General features: G+C 71.1%; 19 protein-coding genes and 1 pseudogene. 8 read left to right on the top strand and 12 right to left on the bottom strand.

All coding sequences use genetic code 11. The features are described from left to right. Positions 1-33: 33 nt before the first annotated feature. The 4 genes from WYO_RS23710 to folE form a co-directional block, all read right to left on the bottom strand. Positions 34-1,605 (bottom strand): alkaline phosphatase D family protein, encoded by a 1,572-nt coding sequence (locus tag WYO_RS23710; RefSeq protein WP_007567359.1) that lies wholly within the window; start codon positions 1,603-1,605, stop codon positions 34-36. 143 nt (positions 1,606-1,748) lie between these two features. Further along, positions 1,749-2,732, bottom strand: coding sequence for a patatin-like phospholipase family protein (locus tag WYO_RS23705; RefSeq protein WP_007567357.1), 984 nt, complete (start codon positions 2,730-2,732; stop codon positions 1,749-1,751). After that, complete coding sequence (gene hisI / locus WYO_RS23700; RefSeq protein ID WP_007567355.1) at positions 2,729-3,151, bottom strand: phosphoribosyl-AMP cyclohydrolase; 423 nt, start codon at positions 3,149-3,151, stop codon at positions 2,729-2,731. The genes WYO_RS23705 and hisI overlap by 4 nt, the downstream gene beginning before the upstream one ends. 106 nt (positions 3,152-3,257) lie before the next feature. Then, the gene (gene folE / locus WYO_RS23695; protein WP_039903946.1) at positions 3,258-4,094 is read right to left on the bottom strand and encodes a GTP cyclohydrolase I FolE; all 837 of its coding nucleotides are present in this window, start codon (positions 4,092-4,094) and stop codon (positions 3,258-3,260) included. A 250-nt stretch (positions 4,095-4,344) separates the two neighbouring features. Here folE and WYO_RS23690 point away from each other — a divergent pair, with 250 nt between their 5' ends. From WYO_RS23690 to uraD, 7 genes are all read left to right on the top strand, one after another. Next, entirely contained in the window at positions 4,345-4,791 is a 447-nt protein-coding gene (locus WYO_RS23690; RefSeq protein ID WP_007567351.1) for an iron-sulfur cluster assembly scaffold protein, read from the top strand. A gap of 6 nt (positions 4,792-4,797) precedes the next feature. Next, on the top strand, positions 4,798-5,160 hold the full coding sequence (gene yidD, locus WYO_RS23685) for a membrane protein insertion efficiency factor YidD (protein ID WP_007567349.1): 363 nt from the start codon (positions 4,798-4,800) through the stop codon (positions 5,158-5,160). A 230-nt stretch (positions 5,161-5,390) separates the two neighbouring features. Beyond that, the gene (locus tag WYO_RS30110) at positions 5,391-5,561 is read left to right on the top strand and encodes a DUF3606 domain-containing protein (protein WP_007567347.1); all 171 of its coding nucleotides are present in this window, start codon (positions 5,391-5,393) and stop codon (positions 5,559-5,561) included. Further along, on the top strand, positions 5,561-5,857 hold the full coding sequence (locus WYO_RS32480) for a DUF2934 domain-containing protein (RefSeq protein WP_007567345.1): 297 nt from the start codon (positions 5,561-5,563) through the stop codon (positions 5,855-5,857). Before WYO_RS30110 ends, WYO_RS32480 begins: the two co-directional genes overlap by 1 nt. Before the next feature lie 169 nt (positions 5,858-6,026). Next, entirely contained in the window at positions 6,027-6,545 is a 519-nt protein-coding gene (uraH, locus tag WYO_RS23675; RefSeq protein ID WP_007567342.1) for a hydroxyisourate hydrolase, read from the top strand. 27 nt (positions 6,546-6,572) lie between these two features. After that, entirely contained in the window at positions 6,573-6,926 is a 354-nt protein-coding gene (gene uraH, locus WYO_RS23670; RefSeq protein ID WP_007567340.1) for a hydroxyisourate hydrolase, read from the top strand. Positions 6,927-6,930: 4 nt separating this feature from the next. After that, on the top strand, positions 6,931-7,440 hold the full coding sequence (uraD, locus tag WYO_RS23665) for a 2-oxo-4-hydroxy-4-carboxy-5-ureidoimidazoline decarboxylase (protein ID WP_007567338.1): 510 nt from the start codon (positions 6,931-6,933) through the stop codon (positions 7,438-7,440). A 3-nt stretch (positions 7,441-7,443) separates the two neighbouring features. Here the strand turns inward: uraD and WYO_RS23660 are convergent, their stop codons facing one another. From WYO_RS23660 to WYO_RS23650, 3 genes are all read right to left on the bottom strand, one after another. Next, positions 7,444-8,682 carry a methyl-accepting chemotaxis protein gene (locus tag WYO_RS23660; RefSeq protein ID WP_007567336.1) on the bottom strand — a complete coding sequence of 413 codons (1,239 nt, stop codon included), beginning with the start codon at positions 8,680-8,682 and terminating at the stop codon, positions 7,444-7,446. Between the two features lie 154 nt (positions 8,683-8,836). Continuing rightward, positions 8,837-11,980 (bottom strand): ribonuclease E/G, encoded by a 3,144-nt coding sequence (locus WYO_RS23655; RefSeq protein ID WP_007567335.1) that lies wholly within the window; start codon positions 11,978-11,980, stop codon positions 8,837-8,839. A gap of 527 nt (positions 11,981-12,507) precedes the next feature. Further along, positions 12,508-13,470 carry an AraC family transcriptional regulator gene (locus tag WYO_RS23650; protein ID WP_244424285.1) on the bottom strand — a complete coding sequence of 321 codons (963 nt, stop codon included), beginning with the start codon at positions 13,468-13,470 and terminating at the stop codon, positions 12,508-12,510. 194 nt (positions 13,471-13,664) lie between these two features. Between WYO_RS23650 and WYO_RS23645 the strand changes: the two genes are divergently transcribed. Next, entirely contained in the window at positions 13,665-14,150 is a 486-nt protein-coding gene (locus tag WYO_RS23645) for a DUF2380 domain-containing protein (protein WP_244424283.1), read from the top strand. Between the two features lie 15 nt (positions 14,151-14,165). Here WYO_RS23645 and glcF read toward each other — a convergent pair whose 3' ends face one another. The 5 genes and pseudogenes from glcF to WYO_RS23620 form a co-directional block, all read right to left on the bottom strand. Beyond that, a complete protein-coding gene (gene glcF, locus WYO_RS23640) occupies positions 14,166-15,494 on the bottom strand; it encodes a glycolate oxidase subunit GlcF (protein WP_007567328.1) in 1,329 nt (442 codons plus the stop codon). 48 nt (positions 15,495-15,542) lie between these two features. Next, entirely contained in the window at positions 15,543-16,730 is a 1,188-nt protein-coding gene (locus WYO_RS23635; RefSeq protein WP_007567326.1) for an FAD-binding protein, read from the bottom strand. Positions 16,731-16,851: 121 nt separating this feature from the next. Beyond that, complete coding sequence (locus WYO_RS23630) at positions 16,852-18,297, bottom strand: polysaccharide biosynthesis C-terminal domain-containing protein (RefSeq protein ID WP_007567324.1); 1,446 nt, start codon at positions 18,295-18,297, stop codon at positions 16,852-16,854. A gap of 133 nt (positions 18,298-18,430) precedes the next feature. Next, positions 18,431-20,527, bottom strand: coding sequence for a HAMP domain-containing methyl-accepting chemotaxis protein (locus WYO_RS23625; protein ID WP_007567322.1), 2,097 nt, complete (start codon positions 20,525-20,527; stop codon positions 18,431-18,433). Positions 20,528-20,899: 372 nt separating this feature from the next. Beyond that, positions 20,900-21,278, bottom strand: a pseudogene (locus WYO_RS23620) (methyl-accepting chemotaxis protein); the annotation flags it as partial.

Raw genomic sequence — 21,278 nt, 5'->3', positions numbered from 1 at the left:
GGAGGCGGAGGTCCGGCCGGCGCGCGGCGTCCCTCAGGCCTTCGCGGGGTCAAGGGTGACGTGCCAGAGATCGGTGTCGGCCGCGTCCTTGAGGGTGACGGTCATCTGCTCGGTGGTGCCGTCCACCGCGACATGGCCGAAGAACTGATAGCCGGCGGCCGGCGACAGGTTCACCTGGCCCTTCTCGGGGGCCTTCACGTAGCGCAGCTGCGGGCCGAACGTGTTGTCCAGCGCGTTGGGCCCGAAGGTGCCGGCATGGAGCGGCCCGGAGACGAACTCCCAGAACGGGTCGAAATCCTGGAACTGCGCCTTGTTGGGGTCGTAGTAATGCGCGGCCGTGTAGTGCACGTCCGCGGTCAGCCACACCGTGTTGCGGATCTTGGACTGCTTGATGAAGCGCAGCAGGTCCGCGATCTCCAGCTCGCGCCCGAGCGGCGGTCCGTCGCCCTGCGCCACCGCCTCCGAGCCGAAATCGCGGTCGACGTCGTAGGTCACCACGAGGCCGAGCGGCATGTCGGCGGCGATCACCTTCCAGGTGGCGCGCGACTCGGTGAGCGCCCGCTTCAGCCAGGCGATCTGCTGCGGCCCGAGGAAATACGCGTCGGGACCGTATTCCTTCTGCAGGTTCTCGCCGTTCGGGCCCCGGTAGGAGCGCATGTCGAGCATGAACACGTCGACCAGGGGGCCGTAGGCGATCTTGCGGTAGACCCGACCGGGCTCGGCCGGCTCGAAGCGCATCGGCATGTATTCGTGGAACGCCCGGGCCGCGCGCAGCTGCAGCGCGAGCACGTTCGGGTCGGCGTATTTCTTCTTCAGGTGCTCGGCCCGGGTGAGCGGCTCGCCCGGCCACCAGTTGTTGGTGACCTCGTGGTCGTCCCACTGGGCCAGGATCGGCACCGCGGCGTTCATCGCCAGCACGTTCCGGTCGGTGAGGTTGTACTTGTGGCGCCCGCGGAACTCGGCGAGCGACTCGGCGGGCTTCGACACCTCCTCGGTGACGCGGTTGCGCCAGAGGCTACCGTCCGGGAGCTTCACCTCGGACTGGATCGGCCCGTCGGCGTAGATCGTGTCGCCGGAATGGATGAAGAAGTCCGGCCGGTTCTTCAGGATCGCCGAGTAGATCGTCATGCCGCCCCGGGCCTCGTCGATGCCCCAGCCCTGGCCGACCGTGTCGCCCGACCAGCAGAACGAGACCGAGCGCTTGTCCGCCGGCGCTGTGCGGAACCGGCCGACCTGCGCGGGGCCGACGATGGTCGGCGCGGCGACGTCCTGGAGCCGGACCCGGTAGAACACGTCCTGACCCGGCGGCAGCCCGGTCAGCGCCACCTTCACGGTGCCGTCGCTCTCGGGCAGCGCGTCGGCGAAGACCCCGCCGCGGATCTCGGAGAAGCTCTCGGTGGTCGCCCACTCGATGATCGCCCGGGCCGGCCGGTCGGAGCGGGCCCAGACCACGGCGGAATCGGTGCCGACATCGCCGGATTGGAGGCCGTGGCTGAGGAGCGGCCGGTCGGCGGCCCGGCTCAGGCCGGGACGGGCCAGGCCGGTCGCCATCCCGACGAGGCTGGCCCCCCCGGAGAGAAGGATCTGGCGGCGGCTCGAATACATTGGAAGCCCTCTAGGTCGATGAGGGCCCATCGCAACCGGCTGCGACAACCGCGTGACGATCCTGGCGCGAAACCGGCCGACCGTGCGATGGATCGGGCACCGTCTTTTTCCGAGGGCCGGCAATTGCTTAGCCGGATGGGTCGCTAGGCCCGCGCGGCCGCGCCGTTCACGACGGCACGGATCCGGGGCAGGGCCGCCCGGGCCGCCCGGTAGCCGATCGCGATCCCCTCGTCGGCCTTATGGAAGTCGAACAGGCCGAAACCGGCGACATCCGGCCCGATCGCCACGTCCGGCGGGTCGCGCTCCAGCCGCGCCCGGGAGATCCGGTCCTGGGTGATGTTGAAGGCGCCGAGCACCACCCGGGCGATGCCCGGCACAGGGATCTCCGGCTCCTGGGGCTCGAAGCCGGGCAGGCGCGCGCGGATCAGCTGCAGGAAGCTGCGCCGCGGAGCCGGGGTCGGCACCTCGTGCACCACCGGGCCGCCGGTATCGCCGTTGAGGTTCACGCAGATCACGAGGTCGGCCCCGAGCGTGCGGGCGAGCGCCACCGGCACCGGGTTGACCAGCGTCCCGTCCATCAGCACCCGCCCCTCATGGGTCACGGGCGGGAACAGGCCGGGGATCGCGTAGGAGGCGCGCACCGCCTCGACCGTCGGGCCCTCGGTCAGGCTCACTTCCAGGCCGCTGCCGAACTCGGTGGCGACGCAGCCGAAGCGGATCGGCAGGGTCTCGATTCGGCGCGTGCCGAGATCGGCGAACAGCCGCTGACGCAGGCGGTTGCCGGCGATCAGCCCGGAACCGGGAAAGCGCGGGTCGATCAGCCGGACCACCCGGCGCCGTGTCAGCTCCCGGGCGAAGGATTCCAGGCGGTCGAGGCGGCCGGCGGCGTAGCAGGCGCCGACCACGGCGCCGATCGAGCAGCCCGCCACCACGGTGGGATGGATGCCCCCTTCCTCGAGGGCGCGGATCACCCCGATATGGGCCCAGCCCCGGGCCGAGCCGCCGCCCAGCGCCAGCCCGATGCGGGGGCCGGCGCTGGGCGGGGGGCGGATCGGCTCGACGGTGCCGGGAAGGAAATGGGGGACGGCCGGACACTCTTGCCACTGCAAGGCAAGGGACGAGCTCATGTCCCGGCCGCCTCCAGGGCGACGGCGCCATCCGGCCCGCGGACGACCCGGCGATAGAAGCAGGCGCGGCGGCCGGTATGGCAGCAGCCGCCATCGCCGCCGACCTCGACGCGGATCAGCAGCGCGTCCTGGTCGCAATCGACCCGCATCTCGACGACGCGCTGGATCTGCCCGCTGGTCGCGCCCTTGTGCCAGAGCTCCTGCCGGGACCGCGACCAGTACCAGGCCTCGCCGGTGGCGATGGTCCGGGCCAGCGATTCGGCGTTCATGTAGGCGAGCATCAGCACCCGCCCGTCATGGGCGTCGACCGCGATGCAGGTGACCAGGCCGTCCCGGTCGAAGCGCGGGGTGAAGGTCGTGCCTTCCTCGACCTCGGCCCGGGTGCCGGGGGGATCGAAAGCGATGTCGCTTGCGGTCATGGCGGCAGAAGCGAGTCCGGTAAAGCTGCGTCGAGGCTATTGCGTGTAGGCTGATCGATGAAGACCGCGTGACGGTGGCCGCCCGATCGGGCGATCCGGCCCGCGGTTACTTGGTCCCGCCGCGCACCAGCGTGAGAAAGCGCACCTGCTCGCTGGCGTCGTCCTTGAACACGCCGCGGAACTGGCTGGTGATGGTCGAGACGCCGGCCTTCTGCACGCCGCGCATCGCCATGCAGAGATGCTCGGCCTCGACCATCACGGCGACGCCGCGGGGCTTGAGGATGCTCTCGATCACGTCGGCGATCTGGGCGGTCATCGTCTCCTGCGTCTGGAGGCGGCGCGCGAAGGTGTCGACCACGCGGGCGAGCTTCGAGAGCCCGACGACGCCGCGGGTCGGGTAATAGGCGATATGGGCGAGCCCCATGAACGGCACCATGTGGTGCTCGCAATGAGAGTAGAACGGGATGTCGCGCACCAGCACGATGTCCGAATAGCCCTCGACCTCCTCGAAGACCCGGGCCAGCAGGGCCTCGGCGTCCATCTCGTAGCCGCCGAACAGCTGCCCGAAAGCCTTGGCGACCCGGGCCGGCGTGTCGCGCAGGCCCTCGCGGTTCGGGTCGTCGCCGGCCCAGCGCAGGAGCGTGCGCACGGCGGCCTCGGCCTCGGCGCGGCTCGGTCGGCCGGTCTCGATGCCCTCGGGCACGCGGGTGGCGGAGGCGGGCTCGGGCGCGATCTCGACCGGAGCGGGGCGGCCGTCATCGACCGGGCGGTTGTCGTTGCGCATACCCGTCAGACTCTGTCCCAGATCTCGCCCATCGAGGCCGCCACGGTCCAGACCGTTTCCCTCACCCCGGTAGGACAGTGATTTAAGCGCGGCATCCATGGCATCTCCGGCCCGCGCCACACGGGACTTCATCGTGGTGCTATCAGGCTTGGCATACATCGTCGGATCGCGTCGGGCTGAGAGGGAGATCCCGGGCTCGAAACAGCTTCGAGCCGGCGCCCCGGTTGGACTTGAGCCGTGGGAACTACCTTGGCCGTGGGCGCGACCCTGGTCGACGAGCCGCCTCCTCGCGAAGCGACCGCATGCGGCCTATATCATTGTTCGCGCGGCAACACGCAATGCACGCGTCGCGCGGCAGAATCCCGATGGGCAAAAGCCCGATCGGATGACGCACCCGGCCGAGGCCCCGATGCTCGACGACATCTATAACCGCCGTATCCTCGAACTGGCCGCCGATATCCCGCGGCTGGGACGCCTGGAACGGCCCGACGCCAGCGCCACCGCGCATTCCCGCCTGTGCGGCTCGACGGTGACGGTCGACCTCGTCCTGGGCGAGGACGGCCGCGTGGCCGATTTCGCCCAGGAGGTCCGGGCCTGCGCCCTGGGCCAGGCCTCCTCGTCGCTGATGGGCCGCCACGTGGTCGGCGCCAGCGCGGAGGAGTTGCGCAATGTCCGCGAATCCATGCGGGCGATGCTGAAGGAGAACGGCCCGGCCCCCGGGGGCGCCTGGGCGGATCTCGCGGTCCTGGAGCCGGTGCGGGATTTCAAGGCGCGGCACGCCTCGACCCTGCTGACCTTCGACGCGGTGGTCGACGCCCTCGACCAGATCGCCATCAAGCGTCAGGCGGCCGCGTAGGGCCCGATGGTCCGCCGCGCCGCGCATTGGGCGATTCGCACCTACCAGCTCACCCTGTCGGGCCTGATCGGCCGCCAGTGCCGGCACTGGCCGAGCTGCTCCGAATATACCGACCAGGCGATCGCCCGGCACGGGGTCTGGCCGGGGGCCTGGATGGGCTTCTCGCGGATCTGCCGCTGCGGTCCGTTCGGCACGCACGGCATCGATCTCGTGCCCGACCGCCTTCCGGATGGGGCCGCCTGGTATCGCCCCTGGGCCTATGCCCGCTGGCGCGGCGTCGAGGCCCCGCCATCGCCCTTCCTGTGCGAGTCGGTCCGCGCGGAGGAAGCGCCGGCCGAGCGCCGCCCGGTTGGGGGCAGCGCCGGGTGACGAACCGGAAGACCGATCGTCCAAAAATACGACGTCTCAGACGGGCGCTTGCATCCGGATCGAGGCCGGTTCAGGCGGCCGACGACCGAGGGCTTGCCCGCCGCCGCCTCCGCGATCCGAAGGCGCCGTCCGATCGAACGATGCCTGGCAACCGATCCCGCCCTCTCCGGTTGTCCCTTGAGACAGCCCGGCCCGGCCGCGGCTGACCAGCAATCCAGAGCGTGCGAACCATGTCCACCGAGTTCAGAGGCAAGACGCATATCGACATCTACGACCGGGTGATGCGCGAGGAGTGGGCGCAGCGCTTCGGTGTCAGCGAGGAGCGGCTGCGCAAGGCCGTGACCATGGTGGGAAGCCGCATCACCAGCGTTGCCGCCTATCTCGACAGGCCGGCCTCCTGATGAAAGACGAGGCGCCGGAAACCGGTCCCGACATACGGTCCGCTCCGGAGCCCAGCGCTCCGGAGAGCGGGCCGCGCCCGCCCCCGAACCGGTCCGAGGACAGGGGCGCGCCGGACGCGATCCCGTTCGAGCAGATCCGGGAGCGCGCCTACGAGTTGTGGGAGCGCAATCACCGGCCGGAGGGGTTCGAGATCGAGTTCTGGCTTCTGGCCGAGCGGGAATTGCGCAAGGAGCGCGACCGCAAGAAGGCCGATGCCGCACCGTCGCCCCCGCCGACCGACCCCGAGACACCCTGAGGCCCTCGACGGCTGGCTCGGCCTTTGCGAGACCGGGCGTGTCGATGGCGCGAGGGGCAGGCGGAATGCGGTCGCGATCCGTTTCACACCGGTTCTGTCACCCTGTGCGGCCGAAACGCGCCGCATCCCGGGGCGAGGGGCGTTCGGTTCGGACGAGCGGGGGACCGGCGTGGACCGTATCGCCCTGACCCGCCGGAGCCTTGGCGGGCTCGGCCTCGGCGGCGCCGTGGCTGTGGCCGGGACGCCGTCCCAGGCGCAGCCCAGCGGAGCTGCTCCCGCGTCGGGCACCCATCCCGGGCCGCTCGCCGCGGCCCCGACCTCGCAGGCCGGGCTCGGGCCCCGGCTGACCCTGCACGCGATCGACAACGCCCACGGCACCCCGGGGGCCGGCCTGGTCTGCGACCTGTCGATCCGCGAGGGCGACCTGTACCGGCCGATCAAGACGGTCACCACGACGGCCAATGGTCGCCCGGCCGAACCGCTTCTGGTCGACGACGCGCTGAAGCCCGGCCGCTACGAAGTTCTGCTGCATGTCGGGGCATATTTCGCCGCCCTCGGCGTGGCGCTCCCGAGCCCCAACTTCCTCGACCGCGTGCCGATCCGCTTCCAGATCCGCGATCCGCGCCAGCGCTACCACCTGCCGGTGCTGTTCACGCCCTGGGGCTATTCCTACTACCGCGGCAGCTGAGCCCAACCCTACCGGGACTGCGCATCCATGGCCGGCATCTCGACCCATGTCCTCGACACCGATCGCGGCCGCCCGGCTGCCGGGGTGCGCATCGAGCTCTCGGTGCTGGACGGTGAGAGGTGGCGGCTGGTGCGCAGCGCGGTGACCAACGCGGACGGGCGCACCGATGCGCCGATCCTGCCCGCCGACGAGGCCCGGACCGGCCAGTACGAGCTGGTCTTCCACGTCGGCGACTATTTCCGGCAGCGCCCGGGCACAGCCGAGGCCGACATCTTCATCGACGACCCGGTGGTGCGCTTCGCGATCTTCGACGCCCGGCAGCACTACCACGTGCCGATGCTGTGCGCGCCCGCGAGCTTCACCACCTATCGCGGCAGCTGAGGCCATGCCGGATCTCGCCGCGATCAACCGGATGGAGGCGGAGGCTTTCGTGGCGCTGCTCGGCGGCGTGTTCGAGCACGCGCCCTGGGTGGCGGAGGCCGCCTGGCCGCACCGGCCCTTCGCCAGCGTCGGCGCCCTGCACGACGCGATGATGCAGGCGGTGCGCGCCGCCCCGGCGGAGCGGCGCCGCGCCTTCCTCAACAACCACCCGGAGCTCGCCGGCCCGGAGGCCCGGGCCCGCAGCCTGACGGCGGAATCGACGCGCGAGCAGGGCAGCGCCGGCCTCGACCGCATCACGCCGGAGGAGGCTGCGGCCTTCGACCGCCTGAATGCGGCCTACCGGGCGCGGTTCGGCGTCCCGTTCATCATCGCGGTGCGCGGGCGCAGCCGGGCCGAGATCCTGGCCGCCTTCGAGGTGCGGCTCGCCCGGGACCCGGCCGACGAGGAAGCGACCGCCCTGGAGGAGGTCGCCCTGATCACCCGCATGCGCCTGGACGGGCTGGTCGCGGACTGAGCCTCAGGCTCCGGCCGCCGCCTTGGCCTCGACCAGGGCCGCCTCGAAGCTGGTGAAGGCCGTGGTCGCCTCGTCCCAGGCCTGGGCGCGGATGTGCCGGGCCAGGGACGCGGCGAGGTCGCGGGCCCGGGTCAGGGCCGATTCCACGGCGGCCGGGCGGCTCGGATCGGCCGGGATGCCGACCGGGGGCGTATCGACCGAGCGCATCCCCACGAGGGTCGCCGCCATGGCCCGGCGCCAGGCGGCGCAATCGGCCGGGATGCGCGCGAGCCGCATCGCCGCGTCGTCGCCGGCCTGCCGGTCGAGCAGGGTGCGGCCGAGATCCTCGATCCGGTCGAGCTGGCCCAGCGCATCGCCGATCTCCCGGCGGCCCTTGTCGGTGCCCTCGGCGATCCGGCCGACGCTCCGGGCGATCTCGCCGGTCGCCTGGATCTGCTGGCCCATGATCTCGGAGGCCTCGCGCATCTGGGCCGCCACGGTGGCGACGGCGCCGCTCTCCGCCTCGACCCGGACATTGGCCCGCACCATCGCGGCGGCGCCGGTCTCGACGGCGCCGCGGCTGCGCGTCACCGCGGCCTGCATCGCCGCCATCTCTTCGCGCAATCCGCCGAGCCGGGCGCGGATCTCGTCCGTCGCCTTCGCGGTCTGTGCGGAGAGCATCTTCACCTCTGCCGCAACGACGGCGAAGCCGCGGCCCGCTTCGCCGGCCCGGGCCGCCTCGATCGTGGCGTTGAGCGCCAGCAGATTGGTCTGGGCCGAGATCGCCGCGATGGTCCCGGCCATCTCCTCGATCCGCAGGGCGGCAGCCGAGAAACTGTCGAGCCGGCTGCCGATCTCCTCGGTACCCTGCTCGATCCCGCGCATGCCGTCGCTGGCGCGCTGCAGGTCGTCGACGCAGGTGGCGATGCCGGCGCGGGCGGTCTCGGCGGTCTCGGCGGCCGAGGAGGAGCGGGCCGCGATCTCGCTGGTGCTGGCGGCGAGCTCCTCGCTGGCGGCGGCGATCAGCCGGGCCTGCTCGGCGGTGCCGGAGGCGTCATGCGTCATCCAGCCGATCGAGGTGCCGGCATCGGAGGCCGCCGCCGACAGGCGCGCCAGGAGCGACATCAATTCGCGATCGGGCTCGGGGGCCTTCGGCAGGAGCGCATCCCCGGAGGGCGCGACGGGCGAGGCCGCCTGGGCGTCGGCCGTCGCCGCGGTCCCAGCCAGATCCTGGACCGGGCGCTTGCGGCGCAAACTCAACATGCGAGGGCTCCTGCGAAGGTCGATTCGGGAGCCATATTCGCACGAAACCTTCAACCGAAGATGAAGGATAACCATCCCTTATTGGAATTGGACGCAGGCGTCCGCTCGCCGGTCGGCGCCCCCGGACCGTGATGTCCGGGGGCGCCGTGGGGCCTTATTCGCCGGTGAGGGCGGCCTTGGTCCGGGACCACCAGCCGGCACGCTTGGGGCGGTCCGGATCGCTGGGCTGCGTCAGCACCACGGCGACGGGCTCGCGCGGCGGGGCGGCCTCCGTCGGTGCCGGCTCGGGCTGCGTTTCCGCGGCCTGCGGCTCCGTCGGCTGCGCGGCGGCCTCCTGCGCCGGCGTCGGCGCGACCGGCAGGTCGACGGCGACCTCATCGTGGACGGGGGACGGGGCGGCCTCGACCGCCTCGGCCACGGCCTCGGCGCTCACCGGCTCCTCGGCCGACAGGGCAACCGCATCGGACTCCGTCTCGGCCGAACCCTCGGCGTCGCCACCCTCGCGGGTCCGGCCCTCGGCGCGGCCGCGACCGCCCCGGCGGCCGCGACGACGGCGGCGCGCGCCGTCCTCCTCGGTCCGGGCATTCTCGTCCGGACCGGCGACGGTCTCGTCGGGCTCCGCGCCCTCGGACGCCACGGCCGCGATCGGGGCCTCGGCGGATTCGGGCGCTTCCTCGGTGCCGCGCTCCTCGTCCTGATCGTCCTCGTCCTGACGCTCGCCCTCGGCCTGGCCCTCCTCGGACCGGCCGTCCTGGCGGCCACCGCGCCGGCGGCGCCGACGACGGCGGCGACGGCCGTCGCCCTCATCGCGGGTCCCGTCCTCGCGGGCGCCCTCGTCGCGCGACCCGTCGGCGCGCTCCTCGGACCGGCCCTCCTCGGACTCGCCCTCGGCATCCGCCTCGGCCTCGTCGGTCTCCTCGACCTCTTCCTCGTCATCGAATTCCATGGCGGGCGAGATCGCCTGCGCACGCACGCCCGTCACCGGGCCCTCGGCCCGCTGGGCCGGCTCGCCGCGGTCGAGCTGGAACGCGGTGGTCACCGCCAGCCGCTCGTCGGCCGCGATGGTGATCGTCACGCCGAAGCGCAGCTCCAGCTCGCGCAGGTGCCCGCGCTTCTGGTTGAGGATGTACAAAGCCACCTCGGTGCGGGTGCGCAGGATCAGGTTGTGGGAGGCCGACTTGAGCAGCGCCTCCTCGATGGAGCGCAGGATGTGCAGCGCCACCGAGGCGGTGGCCCGCACGTAGCCCGAGCCGCCGCAATGCACGCAGGGGATCGAGGAGGATTCGAGCACGCCGGTGCGGATGCGCTGGCGGCTCATCTCCATCAGGCCGAAGGGCGAGATCCGGCCGACCTGGATGCGGGCGCGGTCGTTCTTCAGGCACTCGTTGAGCTTCTTCTCGACCGCGCGGTTGTTGCGCTTCTCCTCCATGTCGATGAAGTCGATGACGATCAGGCCCGCGAGGTCGCGCAGGCGCAGCTGGCGGGCGACCTCCTCGGCCGCCTCCAGGTTCGTCCGCAGCGCGGTATCCTCGATGTCGTGCTCCCGGGTCGAGCGGCCGGAGTTCACGTCGATCGAGACCAGCGCCTCGGTCGGGTTGATCACCAGGTAGCCGCCGGATTTCAGCGAGACGTGGGTCGAGAACATCGCGTCGAGCTGCTGCTCGACGCCGTAGCGGGCGAAGATCGGCGTCGGGTCGCGGTAGGGCTTCACGACCTTGGACTGGCCGGGCATCAGCATCCGCATGAAGTCCTTGGCCTCGGCATAGGCCTCCTCGCCGGAGACCAGAACCTCGTCCAGGTCCTTGTTGTACAGGTCGCGGATCGCCCGCTTGATCAGCGAGCCCTCCTCGTAGACCAGGGCCGGGGCCATCGAGGTCAGGGTCAGCTCGCGGACCGATTCCCACAGCCGCATCAGGTACTCGAAGTCACGGGCGATCTCGGGCTTGGAGCGCGAGGCGCCGGCGGTGCGCAGGATCACGCCCATCCCCTCCGGCACCTCCAGATCGGCCACGACCTCCTTGAGGCGCTTGCGGTCGGCCGCCGAGGTGATCTTCCGGGAGATGCCGCCGCCGCGGCCGGTATTGGGCATCAGCACCGAGTAGCGGCCGGCGAGCGACAGGTAGGTGGTGAGCGCCGCGCCCTTCGTGCCGCGCTCTTCCTTGACCACCTGCACCAGGATGATCTGGCGGCGCTTGATCACCTCCTGGATCTTGTAGTGGCGGCGATAATGGCGGGGCCGCTCGGGGATCTCGGCCAGCGCGTCGCCGTTGCCGCCGACCTGGGCGATCCGGGGCTCGGCGTCGGGGTCGTCGGAATCCTCATCCGATTCCTCGTCGGACTCGTCCTCGTCCTCGTCGTCCGAATCGTCTTCGTCCGAGTCTTCTTCGTCCGAGTCGGACTCGTCCTCGTCCTCGTCTTCCAGATCGGCCTCGTCGTCGGCCTCTCCGGTCACGGACCCGCTCCGCACGGAGGACGCCTCAGCGGCGTCCTCGGCGATCGTCTCGGCCGGCGCGTCGGCGACGGTCAGGGCCTCGGCCACGGCGACCACGGCCTCGGGCTCGACCGCCTCGTCGCGGTCGGCCGCCGGCTGCTCGGGCCGGGCCTCGGTCTCAGTCTCGGCCTCGGTCGCCGGCACGGCCTCGACGGCCTGCGCGGGAATGTCCCCGGCGGCTTGCTCGGAGGCGACGGCCTCCTGCACGGCTTCCGGGTTCTCGGCGAGGGTGTCGGGCTGCCCGGCCTGGGCATCCGGGGCCACGTGCCCTTCGGCGTGACCCTCGGTCTGCGCGGTCTCGGCGTCAGGCGCCTGGGCCTCCGAGGCCTCGGCGGCCTGCGGGAAGTCCGAATCCTGCTGGGATTCCAGGACCTGGGCAGCCTCGGAACCAAGCGAGCCCTCGGACACGTCCTCGGCGCTCACCGTCTCGTCGGTGCGGGAGCGGGCCTCGGCGCGGCGACCGCGGGAGCGGCGGGGCGACCGGCGGCGGCGCTCCTCGCGCTCGCGGTGCTCCTCGGCGTCGCGGGCCTCGTCCTCGAGCAGCGCCTGCCGGTCGGCCAGCGGGATCTGGTAATAGTCGGGGTGGATCTCGTTGAAGGCGAGGAAGCCGTGGCGGTTGCCGCCATACTCCACGAAGGCCGCCTGCAGCGACGGCTCCACCCGGGTGACCTTGGCGAGATAGATGTTGCCGCGCAGCTGGCGCCGGTTGGCGGCTTCGAAGTCGAACTCTTCGACCCTAGACCCGTGGACCGTGACGACCCGGGTCTCCTCCGGGTGCATCGCGTCGATCAGCATTTTGTTGGCCATGTCGGACTCTCGGCATGGCGGCCGACGTCGTTCTCCGTGCCCGTGGTCCCGGCGGCGCCTCGCCCGACCTGCTTGTGGCCTGGCATGGAGCCGGCCTCGTCACCGAGGCGGCTGGGTTCGAGGGGAAATTGCCGTCAACCGCCGTTCGGCGCCCTGGGCGCCTGGGGTTGAACTTGGCCGGTAGGGGGAACGGGCCGGTACGACGCATGTCCTGCGCCTCCGGGGCACGCGCAGCGCCATGCTGAGCCGTGCGTCCGTCCATCCTGGTTCCGACCTCGCGAAACAATCTCGGCCGGGTGAGACCGGCCGTGAATTCCTGGATGCGGCGGAGGATCTCCACCGCGTCGTGCGACACCTGTCCGATCGGGAAAGACACCCGCCGCCGCAAGGCGAGCCGAAAAGGCCCACCGCGACGCCGCGTCCGTCTCCGCAAAGGAATTCGGCCGCGTCCGCAAACCGTTACGACGGCCGGCGGGACCGGAGAAGGGTCAGTATCATTACAGACGGCCGCAGGGATTTGGCAAGGGTCAAGCGCGGGACGATGTCACGGTATCGTCACGGCAAGGTCCGCGCCGCTGCCCGGGGCGACCGGCCTGAAGCCTGCCGAAATGCGCCGGGTCCGAATAACCCAGTTGGTATGCAATCTCGCCGATCGGCAGACCGGGCGTTCTGAGCAGCGCCTCGGCGCGGGTGATCAGGACCTGTCCTCGGATCTTCGCGAAGGATGTCCCCTGGGCTTCAAGGCGCCGTTGTAGCGTTCGGCGCGTCAGCCCGAGCCTGTCGCAGAGCCGATCTAGCTTCGGCGGGCCGGAGGGTTCACCGGCGCGGAGCAACTCGGTCAGGCAGGCGGCCCAATCGACGGGATTCGGAATCGGGGCGGCTTCGTCCGGCTCGAGGTCCGAGAGCGGACCTGGATTGATCGCATCCAGAAGGTCGACTGGGAAGATCAGGCCGGCATGAGGTCCCAACGTGATGGGGCAGCCGAGCACAGCCTCGATCGCAAGCCGCCCGGGTAATGCCCCGCCGGTCACGATCGCCCGGGTTGGCTGCCAGCTTGGCCCCATGAAATGGCGCACCACACCGAGAAGATAACCGAGGGCGAGAATTTCATTCTCCTGCCGCCCGATCCCGATCAGTTCGGTCACGGCGTAGCCGTATTGAGCCAACCGGCCCCGCACGGTGAGCCCCGTCCAAGTCGCAGTCTGAAGGAGTTTCGGCGTCAGCGCGTGGGCGCGTTCGATCGCATGGCGGAGTGTCGGGGCTGCTGCGACGCGGAGGCCGAGCGGCCCGAGCCCCTGGAGGCCGCTATCGACCGAGAGCCGCGCCGGAAGCGCATCGTCGCCGATCTCCCGAGCGGCGCAGGTGAGAAGCCGAAACTGATCGCGCAACAGCACGGGCCGATCTGGCTCGTCGATTAGACTCGCGGGCAATGCCGCCCAGCGGAATACCCGCGCAACCGAACCACCACTCGCCTCCACAGCCTGGATCACCGGCCCTATCGATCGCGCCCGCGTGAAACCGACTCCGCTCATCGCGTTGCGACGCCCGCGTCGCTGGCGCGAAATGGCAAGAACGTGCGGTTCGCCGCGCTTATCATCCTGGGAACGCCTGAGGCGACCCATTCGAGGTAAGTGTCATGGACCTTCGCGTGCCGGGCGGGAGATATATCGGGCGGCGGATATCCGTGGTGATCCTGCTTGGGAGCGTCCTCACCTCTGCGAGGCTCGCCCAGGCAGCCGAGCCGGTGTTGGCTGTGTTGCCCATCAAGCTCCTCGACACCTCCGCCGAGCCCACCGACCAACGCGCTGCACATACGGAGCGCCTCGCCTCTTTGGGGTCCGATCTCGCCTCGGCGCTCGGGACGCCGGACTTGTACCGGACGCTTCGCGTTAAGCCGGACGATCTGCGTGCGGCCTGCCCGAGTGAGACGCCGGATTGCCTTCTCGGCTTCGTGCGTGCTGCCGGGGCGAGCCTCGCCTTCGTCGGCGTCGTGCACAAGAGCAGCACGCTGATCATGCAGATGTGGGCGCGGATCGTCGATGCTCGGTCCGGGCGGGTCCTGTTCACGCGTGAACTGAATTTCCGGGGCGACAACGACGAGGCTTGGCGGCGGGCGACGGAATTTCTCGTCGCGCAGATCCGGTCGGATCCCCCGTCGCAGGCTCGGTGACACGCCGAGCCATCCTCACTCCGCCGCCTCCAGCCGCGGCGCGACGCCATCGAGGGCGGCGGGCTTCGGGCCGCCGGTGGCCCAGTCCAGCAGCTCCACCGTGTGCACGATCGGGATGCCGGTGCCCTTCCCGATCTGCGTGGCGCAGCCAATATTGCCGGTGGCGATCACGTCGGGGCGGATGCGCTCGATATTGGCGACCTTGCGGGCGCGCAGCTTCGCCGCGAGCTCGGGCTGCAGGATGTTGTAGGTCCCGGCCGAGCCGCAGCAGATATGGCCCTCCGGCACGTCCTTCACGGTGAAGCCGGCGCGCTTGAGCAGGGTCTTCGGCTCGGTGCGGATGCCCTGGCCGTGCTGCATCGAGCAGGCCGAGTGGTAGGCCACCACAAGGTCGCTCTCCACGGTCGCCGCCAGCTCGAGCTGCGCCACGTACTCGGTCACGTCCTTGGCGAGGCTCGAGACCCGCTGCGCCTTCTCGGCATAGGCCGGGTCCTCGCGGAACATGAAGCCGTAATCCTTGATGGTCGTGCCGCAGCCCGAGGCGGTGACCAGGATCGCGTCGAGGCCTTTGGCGATCTCCGCGTCCCAGGCGTCGATGGCCTGCTTGGCCAGCGCGTGGGAGGAGGCCTCCTTGCCCATGTGGTGGGTCAGCGCCCCGCAGCAGCCCTCCTCGGCATGGACCACCTCGATCCCGTGCCGGTTGAGCAGCCGGATCGCCGCGGCGTTGAAGTCCGGCCGCAGGACGCTCTGGGCGCAGCCGCGCAGCAGGGCGACGCGCCTGGTCGCCGCTCCGCCTTCCGGCGCGAAGCGGCCGGCCCGGTTGGTCGGCTCGCTGCCGGGCAGCCGGGCCGGGGCGAGGTCGAGCATCGCGGCCAGCCGGTTTCCCACCCGGGGCAGCCGCGCCACGATCCCGCGGAACGGCGCGCCGAGCTTGGCGGCGATCAGGGCCAGCCGGAACCGGTTCGGATAGGGCAGGACCTGCGCCAGCAGCGCGCGCAGGAACCGGTCGCCCGCAGGGCGCGCGAAGGTCGTCTCGATATGGGCCCGGGCGTGATCGACGAGGTGCATGTAATGCACCCCCGACGGGCAGGTGGTCATGCAGGACAGGCAGGAGAGGCAGCGGTCGATGTGCTTGACCACCTCCTGCGAGGCCGGCTTGCCGCCCTCCAGCATGTCCTTGATCAGGTAGATCCGCCCGCGCGGGGAATCGAGCTCGTCGCCCAGCAGGAGGTAGGTCGGGCAGGTCGCGGTGCAGAAGCCGCAATGCACGCAGGTCCGCAGGATCTTCTCCGACGCCGCCATGGCGGGATCGGCGAGCTGGGCGAGGTTGAAGTTGGTCTGCACGATGCCTTCCTGCCTGCGCTCCCCGGTCTGGCGGGGAGGGGACCCGTCTCAAACGCCCGCGTACATCCGGCCGGGGTTCAGCACCCCGGCGGGATCGTGCGCCGTCTTGATCCCGGCGGTGATCCGCATCAGCGGGTCCGCCAGGGGCTGGAACACCGGCACGGAAGCCCGCACGGAATCGGGGGCGCGCACCAGCGTCGCGTGGCCGCCCTGGTCGCGCAGAGCGGCGCGCACGAGGGCCGCGCCGGCATCGCCGGCCGATCCGGTGGCGAGCCAGATCAGGCCGCCGCCCCAATCGTAGAACCAGCGGGCCTCGCGCCTGGCCGCGATCGCCGCCACCAGGGCCGGCCCGTGGGTGGGGGCCGTCGAGATCCGCCACAGGGCCGCGTCGCGGGGCTCGGCCAGGGGGCTGGCGTCGCGCACCGCCCGCCACAGGGCGGTGCCGGCCTCGCCCTCAACCAGCTCGGGCGTTCCGAAGCGCTTGAGCAGGCGGCGCAATTCCCCGGTCCGGTAATCGATCGACTCGGAAAACCCTTCGAGGCGCATCAGCGTCCGGGCCTCGGGGGCGCCGATGCCGGCGGGCAGATGCGCCGCGCCGGTGAGCTCGAACGGCGAGCCCAACGCCGCTGCCAGGGCCGCGACCGCGCGGGCATCGTCGAGGCCGGCAAACACCAGGGTGGCGACGCGCTCGCAGGCCGGCAGCACCTTGAAGGTGACCTCGGTGAGCAGGCCGAGGGTGCCGTGCGCCCCGGCCATGAGCTTCACCAGGTCGAGCCCGGTGACGTTCTTCATCACCCGGCCGCCCGACTTGATCGCCTCGCCGCGCCCGTTGACGAAGCGCACGCCGATCAGGCTGTCCCGGGCCGCGCCGGCATTGATCCGGCGGGGGCCGGCATTGTTGGTCGCCGCCACGGCGCCGAGCGTCGGCTCGCCGGTCGTGCCGTAGAGGCCGCGCCAGTCCATCGGCTCGAACGGCAGCATCTGGCCCCGGGAGGCGAGCAGCGCCTCGACCTCGGCGAGCGGCGTGCCGGCCCGGGCGGCCACCACCATCTCGGCCGGCTCGTAGAGCGTCACGCCGGTGAGCTTTTGCGCGGAGAGCGTCGCGCTGTCCTGCGCGGGCCGGCCGAGCCCCGCGGCGGTGCCGCCGCCGGCCAGCCGCAGGCGCTCGCCGCGCCCGGCAGCCGCGCGCACGATGTCTTCCGCCTCCGCCTCGGTGCCGGGCTCGTAGCCGCCCATCGTCTCCGCCCCGGTTCTTTTTGGACTTGTTCCAGACCCGGTTTCGCCGGAACGCGCGGCGGATTCAAGCGGAGGTGGCGTCGCGGGCTTGGCGAAGCGTGGAAGATGAAGACGCGCCGGCCTATCCCGCGGCGATCGTCCGGTTCGGGCGCAGGCGCGCGACGACCTGACGGCGCAGGCCGGCAATGTCGAAGATCCAGACCAGCGCCCCGTAGAGCGCCGCCCCGGCCGGGACCAGAACCGCGAGCGCGGCGGCGGGCGGCAGGTGCCGGAACGGCGCGAGCGCCAGCCCCATCGCTCCGCAGGCGAGGGCCGCCGCGCCGATCTGGCCCCAGGGCAGCACGATCCGCTCGGAGCCGGTGAGCGCCCGCCAGCCGAGCCAGAGCGCGGCGGCGGCGAGCCCCAGCGTCTGGGCCAGGGCGACGCCCATCCCGCCCATCAGCGCGGGCAGCAGCAGCAGGCCGGCGCCGTTGACCGCGAGCCCGACCAGGGCGGCGGCGATCACGGGCAAGGTCCGGCGGCGGATCTGGAAGACCGGGTTGAGGGCGTAGAACATCATCGCCAGGCAGAACAGGCCGGGCATCAGCGCGACGCTGTAGCGCTCGAACGGGCCGCGATAGGCGTCGGGCACCACCAGCCCCTGGAGCGCCGGCAGCACCGCCCAGAACCCGACCGCGCAGGGCGCCAGCAGGGCGAACACCGTGCCGGCATTCTCGGCGACCTGCGCCTCGGCCGCCGCGCGGCCGTGCTGCTCCTCGGCCTGGACGGCGAACTGGAACAGCAGCAGGTCGAGGGCGGTGCCCAGCGTCATCAGCGAGCGCGAGGTGACGTCGGCGGCGAGCGCGAAATAGCCGGCCTCGGCGAAGCCCGCATGGCCGGCGATCGCGCCCCGGTTCACGAAGGCGAGGCACTGATAGGCGGTGTTGGCGGCGATCAGCGGCAGGCCGTAGCGGGCGAAGATGCCCCAGGTCGCGGTGAGCCGCGGCCGCTCGAACGGCATGGCGGGGTCGCGCAGCGGATGCCGCAGCAGGATCACGGCGGCGAGCTGACTGAGGCCGGCTGCCGCCAGCACCCAGGCCGGCTGCGGCAGCCACCAGGCGGCCGCGGCCATCAGGATGAAGGCCAGGACGTTCTTCACCGCCACGAGGCCGAGATACAGCTTGCCGTCGAACCGGGCGCGGGCCAGAGCCGCGTGGTAGTCGAACACCCCGATGCCGAGCGCGGCCAGCCCCGTGCCGCACAGGACCGCCTCGCGCCCGCCCGCCCCGTCGCCGCCGAAGCCGAACGCCCCGCACAGGGCGGCGGCGCCGAGCAGCAGCAGGCCAATGCGCAGATAGGCCCGGTCGAGCCCGTGCCGGATCCAGGGCTCGTCCACGCGCACGCGCCCCGAATAGAACCGCGTCGCCGAGAGCCGCAGCCACTCGAACAGCACCGTGTTCAGCACGACCGCCCCGGTGGTCGCCAAAGCGAACCGGCCGAAATCGGCTGGCCCGAGGAGCTGGGCGATCAGCAGTCCGAGGACGAAGTTGAGCCCCGCATTGATCACGAAGGCGGCGATCACGGCCATGGACGGCGTCTCATGCGCGGCGAGGTCTCGGGGCGGCCTCAGCGATGTAGGGTCGGGGCTGTAAGACTCTCCTAACAGGGCGGGAACAGGGCGGGCCCCGGATCGCACGATCCGGTGACCCGGCGCGGGTCCGTCACGCGGCCCGGACCGTGTCGAGGAAGCGGGCGACCTCGGCATTGAGGTGTTCGGATTGGCGCGACAGCTCGGTCGCCGCGCTCAACACCTGGCTCGCCGCGTTGCCGGTCTCGTCCGCGGCACCCGCGACGCCCGCGATGTTGCGGGTGACCTCGCCGGTCCCGGTCGCCGCCTGCCCGACATTGCGCACGATCTCCTGGGTCGCCGCGCCTTGCTCCTCCACCGCCGCGGCGATCGTGGTCGCCACGTTGTTGATCTCCCGGATGCGCGTGCTGATCGACCCGATGGCCGTCACGGCATCGCCGGTCGAGGTCTGGATCCGGGCGATCTGCCCGGCGATCTCCTCGGTCGCCTTGGCGGTCTGCTCGGCGAGCGCCTTCACCTCGGAAGCGACCACGGCAAAGCCGCGCCCCGCCTCTCCGGCCCGGGCCGCCTCGATCGTGGCGTTGAGCGCCAGCAGGTTGGTCTGCCCGGCGATGTTCGAGATCAGCCCGACGACATCGCCGATCCGGCCGACGGCGCTGCTCAGCTCCTGAACCAGCATGCCCGTCTGGCCGGCCTCGTCGACGGCGACCTGGGCGAGCTTGGCCGATCCGTCGACCTGCCGCCCGATCTCCTGGACCGACGAGCCCAGCTCTTCGGCCGCCGCCGCCACGGTGTTGACGTTGGATGTCGCCTGCTCGGCCGCGGCCGCCACCGTGGTGGACTGGCTGGCGGTCTGGGTCGCGGTGGCCGTCATGGTCTGGGCGGCGGCCTGCAGCTGCGTCGCCGAGGCCGATACGAGGCTGATGATGCCGCCCACCGCCTGCTGGAAGCTTTCCGCCAGCTGGTGCAGGCCGGCCTTGCGCCGCTCCTCGGCCTCCGCACGGACCCGGGCGGTCTCCGCCTCCAGCGCGCGGGAGCGGATCAGGTTGTCCTTGAACACCTGGACGGCCGACGCCATCGCGCCGACCTCGTTCCGGTATCCGCGTGCCGGTATCTCCACGGACGCATCGCCATCCGCCAGGGCCCGCATCGTCGCCGTCATGGTGTGGAGCGGGCGCAGCACGCCGCCGAACAGGGCCAGGAGGCCGAGGGCGACGAACAGGATCGCGGCCAGCAGCGCGGCCGCGTTGCGGATCAGGATGCTACGGGCCTCATCGGCCAGGGTCTCGGCGCGCGCGACCATCTCGTCGAGCGCGGCGTCGACGAGACCGACGATGGACCATTGATTGACGGTATTGCGCTGCCGCAGGTCCTCGAACGTGTAGCGCAGCGGCTTGTGCTGGCTGAGCGCGTCGAACACCGCGATCGCGATGGCCTTGGACTCGCCTTCGAAATTGTCGGCGTTGGCCTTCTGGAAGGCGGCCCGGACCCTGTCCGAGACCTTGGTCGCGGCCTCGGCCGTGCGCGACCAGGCGTTCTGCAACGTGGCGCGCTCTTCCGCTGCGGACACCGTCTCGGCGAGGGACCAGGCTGTCCCGGCAACCAGGGATGCCTGCACCCGCAGCGCGACGTTGCCGCTGGCCACGCGCGTCGCCCACGCCGAGCGCTTGAGGATCAGATACCGCTGCAGGAGCGCGTCGGAATGGGGCATGGCTCCATCCACCGCGTCAGCCGTGGCGGTCAACGCATCGGCCAGCGTTTGGAAGGCGGTCATCACGGCGGGTTGGAGCGTCGGGTCGCGTTGCGCCTTCGGCAGGCGCAGGGCCGCGTCGATGCCGGGGCGCAGGGCGTTCATGGCGTCCTGCGCGGCGTTCAGCCGATCGAGCGTCACGGCGACCGCCGGAACATCCAGGCCGCTCAGGAGACGCTGGCTCTGCTGAAAGTTCGCGATCATCTCCTTCCGGCTGTTCGCGATCGTCGACAGCGTATCGGCAGCCGCAGGCTCCTGACCGCCCAGCGCGAGCGTCGAACCGCGCTCGAGACGCAGCGGCAGGATCGTCTTGAGAAGGGCCCGGCTCGCATGCGCCAGCGTCGCGGCTTCCCGCGATTGCGCGGCCTGCTCCCGCGCATCGATGAGCGTGCGCACAGCGTAGCCCAACGTCATCAGCGCCATGACACCGATCACGAGGCACATCAGTGTTCGGATGGAAAATCGCCCCAACCACCGCATCGACAATCTCCAGTTGAAATGTCTGTTTAAGAAATGATGATCCTTACCAGATATGGCGAAGATCTTATCGGTCAAGCTTTCGATGAGAGTTCGTCATGAATCCGATTTATTTGTGAAGATCAGGATATTGTCCGCAGAATGGAATCATTTAAATCTAGGTCCGGTCGGATTCGACTGGAGATTGGCGCCTGAATTGATGAGACGGCGCATAAAAAAACTTTAAGACGAAGAGGGAGCCGTGCGGTTTCCTGATCCGCGCAGTTCATCTGCGATCGCCTCGACCAATCGCGACCGGCGTGTAGGAGGCGGCCCGTCGCTGCCGCTGCGCCGACATCGGACGACCCGGCGCAGCGTTCGCTCGGTCACCGCTGCTCAGGCGGCCCGGACCGTGTCGAGGAAGCGGGCGACCTCGGCATTGAGATGCTCGGACTGGCGCGACAGCTCGGTGGCCGCACTCAACACCTGACCGGCCGCCCGGCCGGTCTCGTCCGCCGCGCCCGCGACGCCCGCGATGTTGCTGGTCACCTCGCCGGTGCCCGCCGCCGCCTGGCCGACATTGCGCACGATCTCCTGGGTCGCCGCGCCTTGCTCCTCCACCGCCGCCGCGATCGAGGTCGCCACGGTGCTGATCTCCCGGATGCGCGCCGTGATCGCTCCGATCGCCGTCACGGCGCCGCCGGTGGAGGCCTGGATCCCGGCGATCTGGCCGGAAATCTCCTCGGTGGCCCTGGCGGTCTGCTCGGCCAGCGCC

This window comes from Methylobacterium sp. GXF4, assembly GCF_000272495.1.
In the GTDB taxonomy this organism is placed as follows: domain Bacteria; phylum Pseudomonadota; class Alphaproteobacteria; order Rhizobiales; family Beijerinckiaceae; genus Methylobacterium; species Methylobacterium brachiatum.
Note: the sequence above shows the minus strand (reverse complement) of the source record. Positions and strands in the feature narration are given on the sequence as shown.